12 protein-coding genes are annotated in these 23566 nt (G+C 35.9%); 6 read left to right on the forward strand and 6 right to left on the reverse strand.

The annotated features are described in order from the left end of the window. Position 1: 1 nt before the first annotated feature. The 6 genes from galB to A9D35_RS05950 all read right to left on the reverse strand — a co-directional run bounded on the left by galB (position 2) and on the right by A9D35_RS05950 (position 11892). Positions 2-2437 carry a beta-galactosidase GalB gene (galB, locus tag A9D35_RS05925; RefSeq protein WP_083191640.1) on the reverse strand — a complete coding sequence of 812 codons (2436 nt, stop codon included), beginning with the start codon at positions 2435-2437 and terminating at the stop codon, positions 2-4. Positions 2438-2568: 131 nt separating this feature from the next. Continuing rightward, positions 2569-3894, reverse strand: a complete 1326-nt coding sequence (locus tag A9D35_RS05930; RefSeq protein ID WP_066220312.1) for a rhamnogalacturonidase — start codon at positions 3892-3894, stop codon at positions 2569-2571. A 51-nt stretch (positions 3895-3945) separates the two neighbouring features. Next, positions 3946-5337: a glycoside hydrolase family 28 protein gene (locus tag A9D35_RS05935; protein WP_066220315.1), complete on the reverse strand. Its 1392-nt coding sequence runs from the start codon at positions 5335-5337 to the stop codon at positions 3946-3948. 33 nt (positions 5338-5370) lie between these two features. Next, the gene (locus A9D35_RS05940; RefSeq protein WP_066220318.1) at positions 5371-6753 is read right to left on the reverse strand and encodes a sulfatase-like hydrolase/transferase; all 1383 of its coding nucleotides are present in this window, start codon (positions 6751-6753) and stop codon (positions 5371-5373) included. 136 nt (positions 6754-6889) lie between these two features. Continuing rightward, positions 6890-8758 carry a RagB/SusD family nutrient uptake outer membrane protein gene (locus A9D35_RS05945; RefSeq protein ID WP_066220321.1) on the reverse strand — a complete coding sequence of 623 codons (1869 nt, stop codon included), beginning with the start codon at positions 8756-8758 and terminating at the stop codon, positions 6890-6892. Positions 8759-8769: 11 nt separating this feature from the next. Further along, positions 8770-11892 carry a SusC/RagA family TonB-linked outer membrane protein gene (locus tag A9D35_RS05950; protein WP_066220325.1) on the reverse strand — a complete coding sequence of 1041 codons (3123 nt, stop codon included), beginning with the start codon at positions 11890-11892 and terminating at the stop codon, positions 8770-8772. Positions 11893-12346: 454 nt separating this feature from the next. Here A9D35_RS05950 and A9D35_RS05955 point away from each other — a divergent pair, with 454 nt between their 5' ends. The 6 genes from A9D35_RS05955 to A9D35_RS05980 all read left to right on the forward strand — a co-directional run bounded on the left by A9D35_RS05955 (position 12347) and on the right by A9D35_RS05980 (position 23537). Then, positions 12347-13552, forward strand: a complete 1206-nt coding sequence (locus A9D35_RS05955) for an oligogalacturonate lyase family protein (RefSeq protein WP_066225854.1) — start codon at positions 12347-12349, stop codon at positions 13550-13552. Between the two features lie 2 nt (positions 13553-13554). Beyond that, entirely contained in the window at positions 13555-16293 is a 2739-nt protein-coding gene (locus A9D35_RS05960; protein ID WP_066220327.1) for a glycosyl hydrolase, read from the forward strand. After that, positions 16283-17413 carry a glycoside hydrolase family 88/105 protein gene (locus A9D35_RS05965; RefSeq protein WP_066220329.1) on the forward strand — a complete coding sequence of 377 codons (1131 nt, stop codon included), beginning with the start codon at positions 16283-16285 and terminating at the stop codon, positions 17411-17413. The genes A9D35_RS05960 and A9D35_RS05965 overlap by 11 nt, the downstream gene beginning before the upstream one ends. A 158-nt stretch (positions 17414-17571) precedes the next feature. After that, positions 17572-19506, forward strand: a complete 1935-nt coding sequence (locus A9D35_RS05970; RefSeq protein WP_066220332.1) for a family 43 glycosylhydrolase — start codon at positions 17572-17574, stop codon at positions 19504-19506. A gap of 7 nt (positions 19507-19513) precedes the next feature. Then, complete coding sequence (locus tag A9D35_RS05975; protein ID WP_083191642.1) at positions 19514-20524, forward strand: glycoside hydrolase family 43 protein; 1011 nt, start codon at positions 19514-19516, stop codon at positions 20522-20524. Between the two features lie 91 nt (positions 20525-20615). Next, a complete protein-coding gene (locus tag A9D35_RS05980) occupies positions 20616-23537 on the forward strand; it encodes a DUF4982 domain-containing protein (RefSeq protein ID WP_235817861.1) in 2922 nt (973 codons plus the stop codon). Positions 23538-23566 lie beyond the last annotated feature (29 nt).

Raw genomic sequence — 23566 nt, forward strand, 5'->3', positions numbered from 1 at the left:
TTTAATCTTTTGAACTTAAAATTACTTTTGCTGTTTTTAAACCTTTTCCGGAAACAGTCAATTCCATTTTTCCTGCTTCTTTTGTAGACTGTACTAGCACCACCAATTTACCACTAAATAATTTCATAATTGGTAAATGAAATTGTTCTAAAGATGTAGCATCGCCATTGCAAGCAGCCCTGTATCTCCCTTTTCCAGTTACCTTAAATTTTAATTGATTGGTCGCTATTGGACAAGGAATTCCAGCTTTATCGACAACAGAAACCTCTACATAAGACAAATCTTTTCCATCTGCTTTAATAATTTTTCGATCGGGACTCAGCACGAGTTGATCAGCTTTTCCTGCGGTTTTAATTTCCCTTTCGGCCACAGGTTTTCCTCCTTTATTAAAAGCAACAACTTTTACCGTTCCAGGTTCGTACTTAACATCCATCCACATTAAACGATATCTAGTTTGTGGGGTGTCTTTATTCTTTTTTTGAATTCCCTTACTTTTCCCATTAATAAATAGTTCTGCACTATCGTAATTGGTGTATACAAAAACAGGTGTTATTTCACCTTCTCGTCCCTCCCAATTCCAATGCGGTAAAACATGTAAGGTTTCTTCTTTTTTATTCCAACGGCATCTATATAAATAATATCTATCTTTTGGTAAGCCAGCTAAATCTGAAATACCAAAATACGAACTCCTTGAAGGCCAATAATTATCGTAGGGCGTAGGTTCTCCTAAATAATCGAAACCTGTCCATACAAATTCGCCTATCACCCAATCTTTGTCATCCTGTAAAACAAAATCTTCATCGGGCACATTAGACCAGCTACAGGCTTCTAAATCGTAAGATGAACTCTGCAAATCTGGATATTGCTTTCCTTTTCCTTGAACTACGGGAAATTTATATATTCCACGAGAACTTACTGTCGAGGCGGTTTCCGAACCTAAAATCATGCCTTGTGGAAATTTCTCATAAGCTTCTTCGTATAAATGCACGCGGTAATTTAAACCCAGCACATCCAAAAGTGACGCAAAACCCGATTCCATAACGGCCTTTACTTGATCCATACCTACAGTTACAGGTCGTGTGGGATCTTCACGATGAAAAATATCTTGCAATTTTTTAGCACGCTTTAGGCCTTCTGCCCCCCATTGATCTGGTACTTCGTTGCCCGAACTCCACATGACAATACTAGGATGGTTTCGTGTGGCATGCACTAAGTTCACAATATCTTTTTCTGCATAGTCATCGAAAAACCGATGGTATCCATTTTTCATTTTTGGTTTTTTCCACTCATCAAAACTTTCAGCTAAAAACAAAAACCCCATTTCATCACATAATTCCAATTGCTCTAAAGATGGCATATTGTGAGAACTTCGAATCGCATTTGCTCCCATATCTTTAAGAATTGTTAACTGCCTACGTAGCGCTGCTTTATTAATGGCCGTACCTAACTGGCCTAAATCGTGATGTAAACACACCCCTTTAAATTTGGTAGTTTTTCCATTTAATTGAAACCCGTTTTCGGCTGTATACTTAATATCTCGAATTCCAAAACGCGTTGTTAATTCATCTTTTAATTCATCGTCAACATAAACCTGAGACACAACTGTATATAAATATGGAGTTTCTGGGCTCCATAATTTAGGGTGTTCTACTTTTAAATTTTGATCAAATGATTTTCCAAATTGTGTAGTAGAACTATTAGTCGTTACCCATTTTTTATCGGCATCATAAATAGTCGTTTTTAAGGTTATTTTTTCTCCTGAAACCTGTGTCTTGACATTAACACGAGCCAACTTATCACTAACCAAAGGAGTGGTAATAAAGGTACCCCATTGGTCGATACTTTCCTTATTTTTTACTATTAGAGATACATTTCTATAAATCCCTGCTCCTGGATACCAACGTGAAGAAAACTCAGGATTTGATGCTTTTACTGCTAATGTGTTTTTTCCTTTTTTTAAAGCATTAGAAATATCAAAATAAAAATAGCTATAACCATATTTCCACTCTCCAATTTTTTCACCGTTTAAATAGATCTCAGGCTCACTCATTACGCCTTCAAAAAGTAAAATAACGGTCTTCCCTGTCTCGAAACTAGGAACTTCAAATGTATTTCTATACCAAGCTGTACCTATAAATGGTAAAGAACCTGTTCTACCGGTCTTCTCTGTTGCCTCTTTTTCATTATTCTGAGAAATAGCAATATTTTGCTTATCAATGTCTTTATCAAAAGGTCCGTAAATAGCCCAATCGTGTGGCACAGTTACTTGTTCCCATTTTGAATCGTCAAACTGTACTTTAAAGGCATCTGAAGACTTTCCTTTTTTAAAAGCCCATCCCTCTTCTAACACCTGCACCGTTCGATTTTGTGCTAGTAATTGAAAGGTAACCACACACATACTACATATTAAAAACAGATGCCTTGTTACTCCTGTCATATTCTAATTTTTGAGGAATAAATATTTTTTATTCTTAAGTATTCTTTATTAACTCCCTGCTATTGAGTCGATAAAATCATCTTAGAATAAAGGTGAATACATACAGGAAATTAATTTAAGGTATCTAACTTTTATTTAATCAATTTATCGTTCACATAAACATTCTTAAATGAAATACCATCCACTAAATTCTTATTAATAGAAGCATCTTTAGATATGATCTTAGAATCTTCGAAGGTGAAATCATTAAGCTTAATGTTATCATACTCGTCTACTGCAAAAAAACGATCGCAATTTAAATTCAAGTTTTTTAATGTAATGTTTGATCCTGTCGAAAGTGGTGGATCTTTTCTTCCTTTTAAATCAAAAAACTGGCTCCATTGATATACAACTAACCCGCGCTTTACCTTCCCTTTTATATTATCTAAGGTAATATATTCATAATGTTGTGGGGTATCTGGTCGCATTTTAAGCCAAAGTAAACGCGAAGGCCCATCGACTTTACAATTACGAAAAATAACATTTCGATTATGAATAGATTCGCTTCCATTTGTTAATGCAGAATGGCAATATCCAAATTCACAATCTTCTATAATAATATTAGTGTTTTCACCATTCCCTTCTTGTGTGTCTGCCCAAGGGCCTTTCCCTCCTTTTAACGCTATGGCATCATCATTTACAGACATATAACATCCTTTTATTAACACATTTGAACAGACATCAATATCAATAGCATCTGTACTTGGTGCTTTTACGGGCTGATATGGCGAATAAATGTACAGATCTAACAATTTAATATTGTTGCATTGGTAATAATGACTAGTCCAGAACCCTGCATTGATTAATTTTACATCTTGAAGTTGAACATTATTCGATTTCCAAATAAAAACCAATCTAGGTCTTGAGACTTCTAGATTTGTACACTTTGGATTAACTTTTCGTCGTTCCCAAAATGCTTTCCAATAATTTAGCCCATTTCCGTTAATAGTTCCGTGACCTGAAATAGTAAAACCATCAACTCCATAAGCGTTTACTAATGCTGGAAAATAATCTAAATTTTGACCTTCCATTCTCGACGGCATAATTGGGTAATTTGAGATATCATCAGATCCTTTTAAAACTCCGGCTTTATCCACATATAAATGTGTTTTAGGTTTAAAAAATAATGCTCCACTTAAAAACACTCCTTTAGGAATAACAATTACACCTCCTCCATTTTTTGCTGCCTGATCAATAACATTTTGAATTTTAACGGTTTGGACTATTGTACTGTCGTTTACAACACCATAATCCGTAATTTTATATTGCTTGCCTAAATTTTTTAGTTGAATTTTAGATGTGTCTCTAAACCAATCTGGAATTGCTGTTCCATCAGGAAATACATCTTTGCTATCTTGCGCATTTGAAATCGAAATACATCCGATAATACAAATAATACATTTTAAAATAGTTTTCATACTGTTTACTTTTAATTATGTTTAAGTTTAAAATTTTATAATCCTTACCAATTATTCTTTGGTTATTTCAATAAATCCAATAACATGTTCATGATGACTATGTTCTTCCTCTGCTAAGTCGACAACAACATTTTTTAAATGAATATTTTCTACAGGTAATTCTTCCTGCCCTAAAATTCGAGACACATATTTTACGTGACCAGCTCTAATATTCTCTAGAAAAACATTTTTAATAGGCGTAAGTTTACGCTCTATAGTTGGTACTAAATCTCGCCATTGGTATAAAACATCTGTTTCTATTCCTAATACTCCATTTTTCATAGCTCCAGACTTTATATTACTAACAAATATATTTTTAACATATCCTCCACGTCTTTCATTCGTTTTAATAAATACTAAATGATACATATTTGCATCCTCTACAACTTCACAATTATCGACAAATACGTTTTCTATCCCCCCTGAAAGTTCACTACCAATTGCCAATAATTGATGTCCATTCTTAACTACACAATTACGCATAACAATATTTTTTGAAGGTGTATGTAAACGCCAAGCATCTTGATTTCTACCAGATTTTACAGCAATAGCATCATCTCCTTGATCGAAAACACAATTTTCAATTAATACATTCTGACTCATTTCGGGATCTACACCGTCGTTATTATGACCATGGGCATATACATTAACGTTTCTAATAACAACATCTTGAGATAGATAGGGATGAATCGTCCAAAATGGGCTATTTGTAATTGTAATACCTTCAATTAAAATATGCTTACTTCTATTGAATTGAATAAATTGTGGACGAAAATGAGCTGTACCATTTACCATTTGTCGTTTAATAACTGGGCTATTATTTGCAGCTAAATTGTAAAGTATTTTAAGGTTTTGCATATGACCTTCTGGTCTTGCATACCATTTTTCCCAAACATCTAATTTAGCTTTAATTTCACCATCACCTGTAATTGCGATATTCTCGCAATTGTATGCATAAATTAATGGTGAATAATTATAGCACTCCATTCCTTCCCATGTTGTATGTACAACAGGCAAATAATCTTGAGGATCTTCTGAAAAAAGTAAGGTTGCCCCCTTTTCCAAATGTAAATTCACATTACTTTTAAGCTGTATTTTTTTTGTTAACCATTCTCCCTTAGGAATAATAACAGTTCCTCCTTCATTTTTATTTGCTAAATCTATGGCCTCATGTATGGCGTTATAATTTTTATTTTTATCCTCTGGTATTGCTCCAAAATCGGTAATATTATATTGTTTTGTTTTCCTAAAGTCCGGAATTTTTATGCCAGGCATCACGAATGGAGCTTTAACATCAATCGTATTAAAAGTTAAAACTCTATTAGACAGATCTTCTGAATTCCTTTTACATCCTACTAATAAGATGACGGTAAGAATTACGAGGTTATTTATTAGATTTTTCATTTTATATATTTTTGTTCTAACTAGGCCTTTTAATTATTTTAAACCAACATTCACGGTTTTATCATCTTTTAAAAACTGATTAATTAAAAGATTCTTAAGTTTTAAAGTTAAACTTGAATCTCTATTAATTATATTGTGTTTTTCTTCAGGATCAACTTCTATATTGTATAACTGGTAGGTTGGCAAAGAGTTATCTTTATATCTATTTCTGATAATTTTCCAAGGTTTATGAATTAAACTTTCTTGGATATGTCCTCTTATATAGATATCATGAGTGGTTTCTCTATTCATGTTCTTTATAGACTCCCAAACATTCTCACCTTCTACTTGTTTAGGAATATCTGCATGTATCAGCCCAAGTAAAGAAGGCATTATATCTGAAACAGATATATAATTATAGTTTTTTTGATGTTTTAATTTATTTTTCCAGTACACTACAGCAGGAATTCTAATAGCTCCTTCGTAATTTGAACCTTTCCAATCTCTAAATGGAAAATTACTTCCTAAAACAGGATTAGGGCCATGCACACCATTATATTGTGTTGTAGGGTACCAGTTTTCCATTGCACCATTATCGCTAATGAAAATAATCACTGTGTTTTCATCGAGATTTTGTTTTTGTAAAGTTTCTAAAACTAAACCAATACTAAAATCCATGTGAGACATTGCTGCTGCAAAATCTCTTCGTGAGTTATTCTCTATCGTTTCTAAATAAGGCAATTTCCATTTTTCCTCTTCCTGAAGAGGGAAATGTGGAGCACTATAAGCCAATTGTACATAAAAACCTTTGGTTGTATCCCTTTCTTCTGTAATCCATCGAATAAAATCATTGGTCAATAAATCTGTTGTATGTCCATTTTCTTCTAAAAATTTGCCATTTCTATGCCAACTTAAATCACCATTTTTATAATGATGTGTATACTGATCTATTTGGCCATGTAAAAACCCATATGAATAGTCAAACCCAAATGTATTTGGACCATTTAAGGCATTTAAACCTAGATGCCATTTGCCAAATAATGCATTCTGATAATTACTTTTCTTTAAAACCTGAGGTAAGGTTATAATAGAATCTGGAAGTGTTTTTTTACTTTTCCCACTAATAGGAGAGACAACCCCTATTCTACTTGAAGGCATACCTGTTAATAATGACACTCTAGAAGGAGAACACGTGGGATTTGTATAAAACCGTTGCAGTTGAACCCCATGGCTAGCTAACCAATCGATATGTGGTGTTTTAATAACTGAACCATTATACCCAACATCGTTCCAACCAGCATCATCTGCAATAATTATCAAAAAATTGGGAGTATTATTTTGTGTGATATTTCGATCGGTATTTTTACAATTGAAAAGAGAAGCCATTATGAATAAAATATACCCAAAATGCAGCACTCTATTTTTAAAATTCCTCATATATCAATAATTTTAAATCTATTTCAACCTTAGAATATTGAAGTTTCTAAATTTATCAAAGTAAAAAACAAACGCTATTATAAAAATTATAATAGCGTTTGCCGTTTTAAAAAACACAATTATTAACTATTATAAATTAATAACCTGGATTTTGCATTTGGTTTCTTTCGTCTGGAGGCAACAAATTTCCTCCTACTGTTACCGATTCTAAATAGCTTTGAGGTATCGGTCTTAATGCATGATGTTGATCAACATTAGGAGCTGCTTCTGGATTGAATGCTTTTGCTCTACTAACTAATGTATTTGTTCGTGCTAAATCTACCCAACGATGGAATTCCCCCATCAGCTCTCGAGCTCTTTCATTTAGAACAAAATGAATAAACATTTCTGGTTTTGAAGATACTCCTGGAGGATATAATTCTCCTGCAGACTCCTGAGTACCAGGTGTAAAATATGCTTCTGTTGCTTGCATTGCGCTAAGAGTACTTGTTTCGTCTCCTTCTGCAACCTGTTCTGCTAAATAATAAACAGAACTTCTAGCTTCCCCTTCTTTAAAAGCCGCTCTACTCCTTATTTGATTAATATAGTTTAAAGCTGTACCATAATCACCCATTCTACCATATGCCTCTGCGGCAATCAAATATGTCTCTCCAAGACGTGCTAAGATCCCATCTCTGGTTCCTTTTGCATCATTAAAAGATGTACGAAAAGGGTCTCTATATTTAGATAATGAAGGATAAGTACTTACATCGTAATCCGTTCCTTCCGAATCATTTGTATATCTTACTAGCATAAGAGGGGCAAAGGAATCCTTGTATTCAGGCGTAAACCTATTATCTTCTTCATCATTTATTAACATAACAATAGCAGTATCCCCTATTCCAAACTTAGGTTGACCAACTAGACTTGGGTCTGGTGCATTTGTAGCAGACCAATTAGGAATACCATTGGTATTTACAGCAGTATAACTTGTTTGAAAACTCTTATAAAAACGAGAATCGTTTTTTCTATCAAATACATCTAGAGCAAAATCTGTAGGTTTTAAACGTTGAAATTCTCTACCATCATAAAGGTTTCTTGTCATTCCAGGGAAATTTCTATATACCGATAAAAAATACATATGTGTTTGGTTACCATAGCGTCCCAATAATGCTTGTGTATCATCGAATTGTGATGATAAAATAATTTCACTTAAAGTTTCATTTGGTCCATTAACACTTGTATAGTTAAATATATCGTTATAGTCTGGGGCCAATGTGCGGCTAGAAATCACCATTTCTGCAAACTTTGCAGCGTTCTCCAAATCTGTAGATTGTGTCAAATCTGCATTTTGTTCGCTAGCTCTATTTAAATATACTTTGGCTAAAAAATGTTGAGCTGCAGTTTTTGTAATGCGACCTACTTGACCAGGTGTTGCTGGAAGCAATTCCTCTGCACGTGTTAAATCTTCTATTATTAGGTTAAAAACATCTTCCTTGCTTGCTCTAGGAAACTCTGCCGTATCTTCCGATATAGGTGATGTTGTTATTGGAACTCCTCCAAATTGTTCAATCAATTTTAAATAATCGAACCCTCTTAAAAAGTATACTTCTCCTAAACGAGTTTTCATTAGTTCTTCATCTAATGGATCCCCTAAAACCACTGGAATATTTTGAATACCAATATTACATAAGTTTATTTGAGCATACATATTATCCCAAAGAGGAGCTAAATTTCTTGTTTCCAAAGGATCTAAAACAGGAGAATATGTATTCCATTGTACATGGTCTCTACCTCCTCCATTTGTAAATTCGTCTGTTCCATAATTTGTTAAGGTATATGACCATTCGTAATTATGATGGTAACGTAAGCCTTCGTATGCTCCATTAACCAACTCTTCTATTCCTTCTTTAGTATCGTAACGCTCTTGGGTTAGCGTAGAAACCATTTCTTCCTCTAAAAAGTCGCTACATGACGATAATAATCCTGTAACACTAATTAATGTTATTATTAATATTTTTTTCATTGTTTTTTTTATTAAAATATTAAACTTAATCCTAATACAAAACTTGTTGGAGCACCATCACTATCTATAAAATCCGTTTTAGAATACAACCAAGGGTTGTTAGCTTGAGCATAAATTTTAAATTTTGTCATCCCTAAATTATCTAGTACTTGATCTGGCATATAATATCCTAAAGAAAGGTTTCTCAGTTTTACAAAAGATCCGTCTTGATAATTCATTGCACTATAATGTACTGGTTGCCCTCCGTTATTAAAATCTGCGATAGGATATTCGTTTGTTGGATTATCTGGTCTCCAATAATCTACCTTTCTACTAGCATAGCGGCCTTGCATATCTACTGCTCCCCCTGATACCGTATGCCCCCATCTAGAGAATAAAAACACATAAAGCTCGAAGTTTTTATAGGTAAAAGTATTTTGTAAACCTGCAATCCATTTAGGGTTTGCCTGTCCAATAATTTTCTGATCTTCGTTAGCGTCAATTTTATTATCGCCATTTATATCTCTAACTTTTATATCTCCAGCCTTGTAATCGTGTCCGTTAGCGTTGAACAATGCCATTTCTTCGGCATCGTCTAGTTGCCATATACCTGTTTTTTCGTAATCGTAGTATACACTAATAGGCTGCCCAATAAACCAACGGTTAACTAAATCATCTTCCCCAGTCACCAAGCTTACAATTTCTTCTTTATTTTTAGTAAAAGTAAAGTCTGTAGACCAAGTAAAATCTTTAGAATCAACGTTTATAGAGGATAACGCAATTTCAATACCGCTGTTTTTTGTTTCACCAGCATTTACAGTAATATTACCATAACCAGTAACCGAATTTGGACGCTTGTCTAATAAAATATCTTTAGTATCAGCACTGTAGTAATCGATAGACCCTGTTAATCTGTTTTTGAAGAATCCAAAATCCAACCCAAAATTAAACGAGCTTGTCTTTTCCCATCCTAAGGTTCTATTTGGTATAGAGCCTCTATTGGCTTCTGAGGCTTTTGGATCTCCTGTAATGTAACCTTTTGCAGGATCACTACCAAACACATAAGCCGACGATTGTAATGCTCCAGATGTACCATATGGATCTACCGCTTGGTTACCAACTGTACCATAACCACCTCTTAATGCCAATTGACTAATCCATGAAACATCTTGAAGGAAGATTTCTTCATCTAGTTTCCATTTCAATGCTACAGAAGGAAAGAAGTCCCATTTATGTCCTTGACTTAACACTGAGGACCCATCTGAACGTCCTGTAACAGTTACAATATATTTATCTTTAAAGGCATAATTAACACGGGCCATGTAAGATAATAAAGTTTGTTTACTATATCCAGAACCCCAACCGTCTAGAGCTCCTCTGTTTGTAGAACCTAAGTTATACCATAGTTGACTATCGTAAGGTAAATCAGATGCTACCATACTAGAAGATTCATTTTGGATCGCAGACGAACTTTGTAATAATGTTACCCCTAAACGATGATTTTCATTAAAAGTTTTATCGTAGGTTAGTAAATTCTCTAAGGTCCAAGATAAATTTCTCCCCTCATCTGACCTAGCATAATTTGTTGAAGAAGGAGCACCACCTCCTCTTAAACTAGAATCTGCTGTTTGGAACTGTCCGTTCTTATACGTTCTAATATCTGGTCCAAAAATGGTTTTAAAATTAAGACCTTCAATTATTCTAAAATTAGCAAAGAAACTTCCAAAAACTCTTAAATTTGTTCGCTCATTAATAACTTCTTCAAAATCCCTAATTGGATTTACAATATTTGTATCAGCTCCTGGATTGAAAATAAAATTTCCATCAGCATCATACGGCACAGCAAAAGGTAATTGTCCTCGAGCTTTAGCATATAAATTGCCAGCACCTCTCGAGCCTCCTTCTACATATCCATAGTCTTGTACACTATATAATGTATTTAAAGTACCTCCCATGGTAAACCATTCCGTAGCTTTAAGTTCAGCACTTACTAACCCTGTATATTTAGTATACTCTTGGCCTTTTACAGCTCCCGTTTGATGTAAATAACCTCCAGACACAAAGGCTTTAAGTTTTTCTGTACCTCCACTTGCACTTAAATTATATTGCTCGGTTATCCCTGTTTGTGTAACGTAATCTGCCCAATCCGTGGTACGCACATTAGATTCATCATAAATAGGATTTCCATTTTGATCTAATTGTGGAATCAAATTATCCTTATCTACCCATGTGTATCCTGCTGCGATACTCTCCCAAGCCGAAGCGTCTTGTCCAAAATATTGAAAATCTTTTACTGGGTCTGCATAATTCATAACATTACCGTCTGCATCATTGTACAAACCTGCTGTTCGTAAAGCATCTCTTCTATATTTAGCGTATTCACCTCCGTTGAAATAATCGGCTTTATCATAGATTTCTTCAAAAGACACTGAGTTTTCAAAATTAATTTGCATTTTTCCACCACTTCCTCTTTTTGTAGTCACCAATACCACACCATTTGAACCTCGTGATCCATAAATAGCTGTAGCCGATGCGTCCTTTAGAATTTCAATCGATTCAATATCATTTGTGTTTAACATTTCCAAACCACCTGTTTGCAATGGTACCCCGTCTACAACATATAGTGGACCATTACCTCCGGAAATAGATCTATTTCCTCGAATTCGAATACTTCCGACTTCTCCTGGACGCGCATTAGAGGTAATATCTACCCCTGCAGCTTTTCCTTGCACACCTTGTAAAGCATTACTAGTTGGCTGAATGACTAATTCCTCTGAGGAAACTGAAGAAATGGCTCCTGTAATATCACTTTTTTTCTGTGTTCCATAACCAACAACCAATACTTCTTCCAAAACAGCAGTATCAGGATTCAGTACAACATCCAGTACATTAGAAGAACCTACATTTTTTTCAACTGTTAGAAATCCAACGTAAGAAAATACCAATGTTTCACCTGCTAATGCAGAAATTTCATAGTTTCCATCAAAATCGGAAACTGTTCCTTTTGTGGTACCTTTTAGTATCACATTAACTCCCGGTATAGGCATACCTGAGTCATCAATTATTGTTCCTTGTATTACCTTGGTTTGAGCATAACTGGCGCTCGATAATAAAGAAAAAACAAATACCAATAAATAAATTAGTTTTCTTCTCATATTAATAAAATAGTTAGATGTTTATTTACCCAAATATATATTATAGACAAAATGATACCATCCTGTGCTTACCTGAACTTTCTACTTTTTACTAGAAAAAATAAACATAAACACCTACAAAACAAATGATTAAAAAATTAACAAATAATTAATATTTTTTTATTGAATTTAAAACTTTCCTTATTTACTTATCTTACTATTTACAGAACAGCAATTAATTGCTAATTGATTAATAAATTATGATTTTCACTTAAACAAAAAGCCAACTCACTAAAAACGAAATAAATACCTAAATTATCACAACCATTTAACTCATAGTACAGGATGCTACAGGATACAAGTACATTTGAAATAATCTAATTTTAAAACTGTTTAGAAGTCATTTATCTAGTAAATATTATTTATGAAACTCCAATCCCAGATAGTTTTTAACTTTTTTTTAATAGCAGTTTTTTTGGGTTGTAAAACAGAACAAAAAAAAGGTGTAGATATTTCAGGTAAACTTCCGTTTTTAGAAACGGGAAGCTTAGACGCAATGCCTGCCATTTGGATTGATAAAGTCACAAAACATAGAATAAGAAAGCTTACAAACAGAATCGGTACAAACCGTAGTTTTTACTTCCACAATAATCCTTTCCTAAAATCTAAAGATGGTAATACCGATTTAATGATTTTTTATGGCGGCAACGGAAATGCTAAACATTTATACACAGTAAACTTAGAAACGCAGGAAACAGAACAAATCACCAATAAGCCAGGGAATAAATATGGTGAAATTCTTGGAGTCCAAACAAGAAAAGTATATTACACCATAAACGATAGTATTTTTGCCACGCATATTGATACAAAAAAAAATGAATTCATTTATAAATTTCCAGATAGCGTAAGAGGTTCGGTGGTTACCTTAAATGCTTCAGAAAATTTGTTAGCAGGTACAATTATTAGTAAAAAGGAAGACGACTTACTTCGAAAAACTTTAGACGGTAACGGCAATTTCGATAAAATATATGAAGCCAAATCAGAACGCACTTTAGTAACTATTAATATAGAAACCAAACAAATGCAGCCTATTTATAAAGAACGGGCCTGGCTAAATCATTTACAGTTTTCACCAACCAATCCAGATCTATTAATGTATTGCCACGAGGGTCCATGGCATAAAGTAGATAGAATTTGGAATATTAACATTAAAACCAAGGAAAAGCAACTCATCCATAAAAGAACGGTAGATCGTGAAATAGCAGGCCATGAATTTTTTAGTCCTGATGGTAATACCATTTGGTTCGACCTTCAAATTCCAAGAGGAGAAACTTTTTATGTAGCAGGTAAACATTTGGATACAGTTGATGAAACACAGTACGGTTTAAAAAGAGATGAATGGTCTATACATTATAATATATCACCAGATTTAAAAACATTTGCTGGAGACGGCGGCGATGAAAGTCAGGTAGCACATGCCAAAGATGGTAAATGGTTATACCACTTCACTCCTACTAAAGATTCATTGGTTTCTGAAAAATTGGTAAACATGGCACATCATGATTATAATCTCGAACCTAACGTTCATTTTTCACCTGATGGTAAATGGGTTATTTTTAGAGCTAATTTTGAAAGCAACACACAAATTTATGCCGTTGAATTGAAAAAATCTAACATTTAAACATGATAAAACATACCTATATCATTGTATTTCTAACAGCTATTATTGTTACATCTTGTACTATAAAAGCCCAAAATGAACAGAAAAACAAAGAAGCTTGGCCAAACATTAAAAACACTTCTAAACCCTGGACCCGTTGGTGGTGGATGGGTAGCGCTGTAGACAAACCCAACATTAAAGACAATTTAATCAAACTCCACAAAGTTGGTATAGGAGGCGTAGAAATAGCGCCCATATATGGGGTTAAAGGGGAAGAAGATCATTTTATAGATTATCTATCTCCAAAATGGATGGAAATGCTAGATTACACCATTAAAATTGCAGATAGTTTAAACATGCAAGTAGACTTAACTTTAGGAACGGGTTGGCCTTATGGTGGGCCACAAGTTACACCTGAATTTGCGGCTACAAAACTGATATCCCAAAAATATAATGTAAAAAAAGGAGCAATATTTAACAAAACCATTGTTGTTGAAAATCCGAAAGAAAAACAACCTGCCAAATTACTTTATGTGTTAGCATATGGCGAAAACGGCACCTACCACAATTTGACAAAGCAAGTTGAGAATCAGCAATTAAATTGGACGCCAACAGATTCTAATTACGACATATATGCTATTTTTGAAGGTAAAACTGGCCAGAAAGTAAAACGCGCCGCACCGGGTGGTGATGGCTTTACCTTAGATCATTATTCCAAAGCCGCTTTAAACGCTTATGTAAAACCATTCGATACGGCTTTGGTGGGCTTTAATGGAAAAATCAGATCCATTTTCAACGATAGTTTCGAGGTGTACGGTACCAATTTTACACCTAACTTTTTTGAAGCTTTTCAAAACTTACGCGGTTACGACTTAAAGCCCTATATTAATCTGTTATTGAAAGAAGCAGACGATCCAATAGCAAACCGTATTAAAAGTGATTATCGCGAAACGCTATCGGATTTATTGTTGCACGATTTTGATGAACCTTGGACAAATTGGGCACATAAACATAATTTTAAATCCAGATTGCAGGCTCATGGCTCCCCTGGTAATTTAATAGATATGTATGCGGCTGCCGATATTCCAGAATGCGAAACCTTCGGTTCTATGCCTTACGATATTCCGGGATTCCGCAGAGAACAAGAAGACATCCGCGAAGGTGATGCCGATCCCGTAATGCTTAAATTCTCTTCCTCTGCAGCACATATTGCAGGCAAACCTTTAACCTCGTCTGAAACGTTTACTTGGTTAAGAGATCATTTTAAAGTAGCGCTTTCGCAATGTAAACCAGAGTTAGAAGATTTATTTTTAAACGGTATCAACCACGTGTTTTTACACGGTACCACCTACTCGCCAGACCGCGCTGCTTGGCCGGGATGGAAATTCTACGCTTCAACAAACTTCAATCCGAACCTTACAATTGGCGAAGATGAATCGGAATTATTTAGTTATATCGCCAATTGTCAATCGTTTTTACAATCGGGACAAGCCGATAATGACGTCTTGCTGTACTGGCCTATTTACGATGTTTGGGACGATTATTTGAAAGGCACCTTATTTTTTCAGTTTAAAATTCACTCTTTGGATGAATGGTTACACGACACGCCGTTTTACAAAACCACAACCAACTTAATGCAACAAGGCTATTCCTTGGATTTTATTTCGGATAATTTTATTGCCCAAGCTAAAGTTGAAAATGGCCATATTATCGTACCCGGCGGACAATATAAATCTTTAGTGATTCCGCACTGCGACAACATGCCCTTGAAAACATTGAAGAAATTAATGGAATTACAAAAACAAGGCGCTTCCATCATTTTTGAAAACAAACCAAAATCGGTGCCTGGTAATTTCAATTTAGAGCAACAAAATAATGAATTGCAAACCGTAGCTAAAACCATTACAACAAGTAGTGATGTGTTTTCCGATTTAGCAAAAGCAAATATTCACCCGGAAACTTTAGTAAATACTGGACTTAAATACATAAAACGTGCGGTTGATGGCGAGACCATTTATTATCTTGTTAATCACACAGCCAAGCCGGTTAACAGCTTTATTCCGATAAACAGCAGCAACAAAGATGTGATTATTTTCGATCCGTTAACGCGACATTTCGGAAAGGCTGCAACAAAAAACAGCGACAACAAAACTTTGGTTAAAGTCCAAATTGAACCAGGACAATCGCTATTCTTAAAAACAGAAACAAATAGCTCCATTGCCGACTGGCAGTATTTTGAAACCGAAAAAGAAACCTATCCTATTTCAGGAACTTGGAAACTCGAATTTATAAAAGGTGGTCCAAAACTACCGCAAGCCACCGAAATTTTAGATTTAGTTTCCTGGACGACTTTAGATCCGGAATACGAAGCATTTTCAGGAACTGCAAAATACAGTATCAACTTTAAAAATCCTGATACTGCCATTAAACATTGGCAACTTCATTTAGGCGATGTTAGAGAAAGTGCTAAAGTCTGGCTTAATGGCAAACTTGTAGGAACGGCTTGGTCGGTGCCTTATCAATTAAAATTGGATAATTTACAAGCTGGCGACAATCAATTAACCATAGAAGTAACCAACCTCGCGGCCAATCGCATTAGAGCCAAAGAAATGCGTGGCGAGGAATGGAAAAATTTCTACGAAATCAATATGGTCGATAAAGACTATCAAAAATTCGATGCGACTAAATGGAAGCCAATGCCTTCTGGTTTATTGAATCCTATAACATTAACACCCTTAAAACTTATAACACATGAAAAATAAAATCCTTTGTATTTGCCTAACTCTGGCAAGCTTTTCGTCGGTATTTGCTCAAGACTTACCCGACCGAAAAGCCGTATTAGAAACCATGATTTTAACCAACGATTACTTTATGAAAAAGTGGCCCGATGTTGGTAAAACTATCGTCACTAATAAAGAACGCCCAAGTAACATCTGGACGCGCGGCGTGTATTACGAAGGTTTAATGGCCTTGTACAATATTTGGCCAAAAGAAGAATACTATCAATACGCATATGACTGGTCCGAATTTCATAAATGGAATTTTAGATACGGAGCAGCAAACCGCAATGCAGACGATTATTGTGCGGCACAAACCTATATCGATTTATACAATTTAACGCCTGATCCTAAAATGCTAAAAAGCACCAGAGCCTGTATGAACATGTTGTTAAATACACCTCAAAATGACGATTGGTGGTGGATTGACGCTTTACAAATGGGCATGCCTGTTTTTGCGAAAATGGGCGTGTTGGAAAACGATAATCGCTATTACGAAAAAATGTACGACATGTACATGTATACCCGCGATAAACATGGCGAAAAAGGCCTTTACAACCCAAAAGATGGTTTATGGTGGCGCGATGCCGATTTCGATCCGCCTTACACCGAACCAAATGGTGAAGATTCGTATTGGAGTCGCGGTAATGGTTGGGTAATCGCAGCTTTGGCGCGCGTATTAAACATTATGCCAGAAGATGCGCCACATCGCGACCAGTACATTAAAGATTTTAAAGCAATGGCCGAAGCCTTAGTGCCAATTCAGCGAAAAGATGGTTTTTGGAATGTTAGCTTACACGACCCAAAACATTTTGGCGGTAAAGAAACTTCGGGAACAGCACTGTTCGTCTATGCGATGGCTTATGGTGTAAACACAGGCATTTTAGATCGCGACACTTACTTGCCTGTACTTTTAAAAGGTTGGAATGCGATGGTTAAGGAAGCGGTTCATAAAAACGGATTCTTAGGTTGGTTACAATCTACTGGTAAAGAACCAAAAGATGGTCAGCCGTTGTCTTACGACAAAGTTCCAGATTTTGAAGATTACGGTTTAGGTTGCTTCTTATTAGCCGGTACCGAAGTTTATAGATTGGAAGAAAAATAATTATACCTAATTAGACAGCTTGCCTTTTGTAACTTTTAAATAACTAACGCGGAGTCGAGACAGCAAATTAATTTTTTAACACATTCACGACTCCGCGTTTTTTCATTATTAATCCATCAGTATTCCAATAATTGCCAACACATTAAGAATTCATCTAAATGAAACCAACAACCAAACTAACAGCATTACATCTTATTTTAATCTGCCTTTCCCTCCAAATGTACGGTCAAAAAAGACAAGGCATAGAAGAGAAAGATTATACCGCTTATTTATTCACCTATTTTACAGGAAATAAACAATCGCAGGAACAAATTCACTTTGCTGTAAGTCAGGATGGTTATCATTTTAAGGCACTAAATAATAATCAACCGGTTATCAATTCGGAAACCATTAGCTCCAGTGGCGGTGTACGAGATCCACATATTTTAAGATCCGAAGATGGCAAAACATTTTATATGGTTGCTACCGATATGGTGACTTCTAAAGGTTGGGATTCTAACAGGGCTTTTGTTATGCTCAAATCGACCGATTTAATTCATTGGACACATTCGGTCATTCACATCCCGAAAAAATACGGCGGCCATGAGGATTTAAAACGTGTTTGGGCACCACAAACCGTGTTCGATCACGAAGCAAAAAAATACCTGATATATTGGTCTATGAAGCACGGCGATGCTAACGACATTATTTATTACGCTTACACCAACGACGATTTTACCGATATTATTGGCGAGCCTAAACCTCTTTTCATTCCTAAATCGGGAGATTTCTGTATCGATGGCGATATCATTTTTAAAGATGATATTTATTATATGTATTACAAAACCGGAACGCTGGACAATAACGGTTTACGAATGGCTAAAACACGTTCGCTAACCAGTAATAACTGGATAGAATTCAACGATTTTGTTGAAAGCACTAAAGAGGATGTGGAAGGCTCTGGTTTATTCAAACTGAATAATTCTGAAGACTATATTTTAATGTACGATGTGTACCGTAAACACCAATATCAATTTACAAGAACTACCGATTTTCAAAACTTTGAAATCGTCGATCAAGATATCCAAATGGATTTTCAGCCCAGACATGGCACAGTAATTTCCATCACAAACAACGAATTGAAAGCGTTAACTAAAACTTACGGCATACCAGAAGGCCTAGCGCCTATTCCTAACAACCCGGTTTTGCAAGGCTATTACGCCGATCCGGATATTATGTATTCCGAAAAAAACAAAAAATTCTATATGTACCCTACTTCCGATGGTTTTAACGAGTGGTCGGGCACTTATTTTGAAGCGTTTTCATCTGACAACCTAGTGGATTGGAACAATGAGGGCGTGATTTTGGATTTGGAAAAAGATGTATCTTGGACTAACACCAACGCGTGGGCGCCTTGTATCATTGAAAAGAAAACTAAATCCGGTTACAAGTACTACTATTATTTTACGGCGGGAAAATTTATTGGTGTAGCCACTGCCGACGAACCGGAAGGGCCTTTTAAAGATTCTGGGAAACGCATAATCGACAAAAAACCAGAAGGAACCAATCGCGGTATCGAAATAGATCCCGAAGTATTCCATGACCCTGTAAGCAATAAGGATTACCTCTATTACGGCAACGGCTATATGGCGGTAGCCGAATTGAAACCAAACATGACTGAAATTGATGAATCCAGCATCAAATTATTAAATCCGTCCCATTACCGCGAAGGCACGACAGTATTTTACCGTAACGGCATTTACTATTTTTTATGGTCCGAAAACGACACCAGACATGTGAATTATCGCATTCGTTATGCGACTTCCAACTCGCCAACAGGTCCATTACATATTCCTGAAGATAATATCATTTTGGCAAAAGATCCAAGTCAGGGCATTTATGCCACGGGACATAATTCCGTGATTCAAGTTCCGGGGAAAGACGCATGGTACATTGTGTATCATCGGTTTTCGTATCCCAACGGCATCAACATAGGGCGTGCTGCTGGTTACCATCGCGAAGTGTGTATAGACACCTTGAAATTTAATGCCGATGGCAGTATTAAACCAACGAAACCAACCCATACCGGCATTAAACCTATTCAATTAAATTGATAACAATATGAAGTCTAGAATAACAACATATATAAAAATTGTATTAACAGGGTTTTGTCTGTGTCTTTTAGTACAAAAGTCGCAAGCCCAAGCGGTTAATTCATCTAAAATAATTCATAAATGGAAAGCAACAGGAAACCCTATTGTAACCCATAAATACACTTGCGATCCGGCCGCCTTGGTACATAACGACACCTTGTTCATTTTTACGGGAGAAGATTTTGAAGGCGGGCAAAAACGATACAATATCCTCAATTGGTGTGTGTTCGCTACTACCGATATGGAGACCTTTTGGGAATATGAAACACCGCTAAAAGCCCCCGATTTTAAATGGGGTGAACAAAATGCCGCTTGGGCTAGTCAGGTTATCGAACGAAATGGTAAATTTTATTGGTATTCTAGCTCGCAACGAACAGGAATTGGCGTAGCGCTTGCAGACAGTCCTAAAGGCCCTTACAAAGATGCTATTGGCAAGCCACTTTTAACTAACGACGATAGCTTCGGGAAAAAGCACAGTTGGCGCACTATCGATCCAACGGTTATGATAGACGACGATGGTCAAGCTTGGTTATACTGGGGAAATGGCGCTTGTTGGTTGGTAAAACTCAATGACGATATGGTTTCCTACGACAAAAATTACGGAGTTAAAGAAGTGAAATTTAACGGTGAACTCGATTTCCCGTTTACCGAAGCACCGTGGATTCACAAAAAAGATGGCCTGTATTTCTTATCGTTTGCCATTGGATTTCCAGAGCGCATTGCTTACGCCATTAGCGATAAACCAGAAGGGCCTTTTGAATACAAAGGCATCATAAATGAGATTGCTGGCAACTCCAACACCAATCATCAGGCCATAATCGAATATAAAGACAATTGGTATTTTATTTACCATAATGGCGGCATACAAACAGATGGTGGTAGCCATAGCAGAAGCATCTGTATCGACAAATTAGAATTTGACGAAAATGGTCTGTATAAAACGATTAAAATGACAACTAACGGCGTTCAAAATAAATAATCGAAATATAAACAAAATAAGGAATAACACAAAACCTATGATTAGTCACCATTATTTAAACCGTTACACCGCAATTTTACTCGTTTTGTTTTTGTCAAATCTACTAAGTGCTCAAGATTTTAAAAGAATAAAATATAATTTCAATTCCGATTGGAAGTTTAAAATCGGAGACTTCAACCAAGCCGAAAGCAATAGCTTTAACGATGCCAATTGGCAAAACGTAACCCTGCCCTACGCCTTCAATCAAGAAGAAGCATTTTTAAAAGACATTGTAGACCTAACAACAGGCATTGTTTGGTATAGAAAAACCTTTCAGCTTCCAAAAAACACAGAAGACAAAAAAATATTTATCGAATTTGAAGGTATCCGGCAAGGTGGTGTAATTTACGTAAATGGAGAGAAAGTAGGCCTACACGAAAATGGCGTTATGGCCTTTGGTTTCGATATTTCAAACTATTTAAAACCTTACCCCTATAAAAACGTAATAGCTTTACGAATAGACAACAACTGGGATTATAAAGAAACAGCAACGGATGCCACATACCGATGGAATAACAAAAATTTTAATGCGAATTATGGCGGGATTCCAAAAAATGTTTTCCTTCATATTACCGATAAATTATATCAAACTTTACCCCTATTTTCAAATTTAGAAACAACTGGTGTTTATGTGTATGCTAAAAGTTTCGATATGACAAATAACAGTGCCTCAATCCATATAGAATCTCAGGTTAAAAACGAATTTAACACTAAAAAGGAAGTCGCGTTAGTTGTTGAAGTACGCGATATGGACAACAAAAAAATAGCTGAATTTACTTCGGAAAAACACACCTTACCAGCTCATTCAACAGAAACTTTAAAAACCAACAAAAGGCTGAATGATTTAAATTTCTGGAGTTGGGGATACGGTTATTTATATACTATTAAAACGATTTTAAAAGTAAATGGCATTACAATAGACGAAGTAAACACCAAAACAGGTTTTCGAAAAACAGCCTTCAAAAATGGTGAAGTTGTTTTAAACGATCGCGTTATACAAATTAAAGGTTATGCCCAACGAACCAGTAACGAATGGCCTGCAATAGGCATGTCGGTTCCGCCATGGTTAAGCGATTTTAGTAATAAAATGATGTTGGAAAGTAATGCCAATTTAGTCCGTTGGATGCATGTTACCCCATGGAAGCAGGATATAGAATCCTGCGATCGCGTTGGCCTTATGCAAGCCATGCCTGCGGGAGATGCCGAAAAAGATTCGCAAGGAGCACATTGGGAACAACGCGTCAATTTAATGCGCGATGCCATTATTTACAATCGAAATAACCCAAGTATCATTTTTTACGAATGCGGAAATGAAGTTATTAGCGAACCCCATATGCATGAAATGAAAAGCCTCCGAAATACCTACGACCCGTTTGGGGGTCGCGCAATTGGATCGCGAGAAATGTTGGATAGCCAAGAAGCTGAATATGGTGGCGAAATGCTATACATAAACAAAAGTGCCGGAAAACCACTTTGGGCAACCGAATATTCCAGAGATGAAGGTTTACGCAAATATTGGGACGAATTTTCGCCACCCTACCATAAAGAAGGTGTTGGTCCGCTATACCGTGGAAAAGATGCCTCCGAATATAATCACAATCAAGATGCTCACGCTATCGAGAATATAACACGTTGGTACGATTATTATCGGGAACGTCCAGGCACGGGACATCGCGTTAGTTCGGGAGGTGTAAATATTGTATTTTCAGACACCAATACGCACCACAGAGGCGAATCTAATTACCGAACCAGTGGCGAAGTAGACCCTATGCGTATTCCTAAAGACGGCTTTTTTGCCCATCAGGTAATGTGGGACGGTTGGGTCGATATCGAACAACATCGCACACATATTTTAGGTCATTGGAACTACGAAAAAGGCACCACCAAAAACATGTATGTTGTTAGCTCTGGTGCTAAAGTGGAACTTTTTATTAATGGAAAGTCGCAAGGTTTTGGGGAACAGTCCAAACAATTTCTATTCACTTTTAAAGACATTTCTTGGGAATCTGGCACCTTAAAAGCTATTAGTTATAATGAGGATGGAACAATAATATCGGAAGCGACTAAAACAACCGCAGGAAAACCTGTTGCTATTAAATTAACATCGCACACAAGTCCAGATGGCTTTTTAGCAAATGGTGCCGATGTCGCTTTAATTGATGTTGAAGTTGTGGATAAAAACGGAAACCGCTGCCCTACTAATAATAGTATGATTGACTTTTCAATAAAAGGTGAAGCGAGCTGGTTGGGCGGAATAGCACAAGGTAAAAACAACTACATTTTGGGTAAACAGTTGCCAGTTGAAAACGGGGTTAATAGAATCATGATCCGTTCCGGCATAAAAGCCGATCGTATTAGCATTCAAGCAAAATCTAACAATCTAAAACCTTCAAATATACAGCTAGAAACAACAGGGTTTTCGACTAAGAGTGGGCTTTCAACACAATTACCCGGCGACAATTTACCGTCTAATTTAGAACGTGGATCAACACCAAAATCACCATCGTATACCATTAAAAGAATCCCTGTATTTATCCGCTCTGCAACCGCTTTGGCAAATTCAGAAACAGCGTATCAAAGTTACGACGATAACGAATTAACCGAATGGCGTAATGATGGCCGCATAAATACAGGAAAAATAACCTACACCTTAGCCAAAGAATCTGTAGTAAAACAATGTGTCATTAAATTAACTGGATGGCGTACCAAAAGTTACCCGATAAGAATAGTAGCAGATGACACAGAAGTTTTTAAAGGAGAAACATCACAAAGTTTAGGTTATATTACGATTGACTTGAAACCTGTCTCAGCCAAATCAATTACAATTGAACTGATTGGTGCCAATACCGAAAACGATGCTTTTAACCAGATTGTTGAAGTAGACCCTACTAAAGAATTAGACTTATATAAAGATAAAGCAAGCACCAATGCCAAAGGACAATTACGCATTGTAGAAATTGAATTTTACGAATAAATGTCTTTCAATTAAAACGCATTAAATAA

The organism is Formosa haliotis (assembly GCF_001685485.1).
Lineage (GTDB): Bacteria > Bacteroidota > Bacteroidia > Flavobacteriales > Flavobacteriaceae > Formosa > Formosa haliotis.

What these genes read in the sequence shown, in the direction of transcription:
- galB (WP_083191640.1), bottom strand. Translation starts at nt 2,437, where the DNA reads ATGACAGGAGTAACAAGGCATCTGTTTTTAATATGTAGTATGTGTGTG.
- A9D35_RS05930 (WP_066220312.1), bottom strand. Translation starts at nt 3,894, where the DNA reads ATGAAAACTATTTTAAAATGTATTATTTGTATTATCGGATGTATTTCG.
- A9D35_RS05935 (WP_066220315.1), bottom strand. Translation starts at nt 5,337, where the DNA reads ATGAAAAATCTAATAAATAACCTCGTAATTCTTACCGTCATCTTATTA.
- A9D35_RS05940 (WP_066220318.1), bottom strand. Translation starts at nt 6,753, where the DNA reads ATGAGGAATTTTAAAAATAGAGTGCTGCATTTTGGGTATATTTTATTC.
- A9D35_RS05945 (WP_066220321.1), bottom strand. Translation starts at nt 8,758, where the DNA reads ATGAAAAAAATATTAATAATAACATTAATTAGTGTTACAGGATTATTA.
- A9D35_RS05950 (WP_066220325.1), bottom strand. Translation starts at nt 11,892, where the DNA reads ATGAGAAGAAAACTAATTTATTTATTGGTATTTGTTTTTTCTTTATTA.
- A9D35_RS05960 (WP_066220327.1), top strand. Translation starts at nt 13,555, where the DNA reads ATGATAAAACATACCTATATCATTGTATTTCTAACAGCTATTATTGTT.
- A9D35_RS05965 (WP_066220329.1), top strand. Translation starts at nt 16,283, where the DNA reads ATGAAAAATAAAATCCTTTGTATTTGCCTAACTCTGGCAAGCTTTTCG.
- A9D35_RS05970 (WP_066220332.1), top strand. Translation starts at nt 17,572, where the DNA reads ATGAAACCAACAACCAAACTAACAGCATTACATCTTATTTTAATCTGC.
- A9D35_RS05975 (WP_083191642.1), top strand. Translation starts at nt 19,514, where the DNA reads ATGAAGTCTAGAATAACAACATATATAAAAATTGTATTAACAGGGTTT.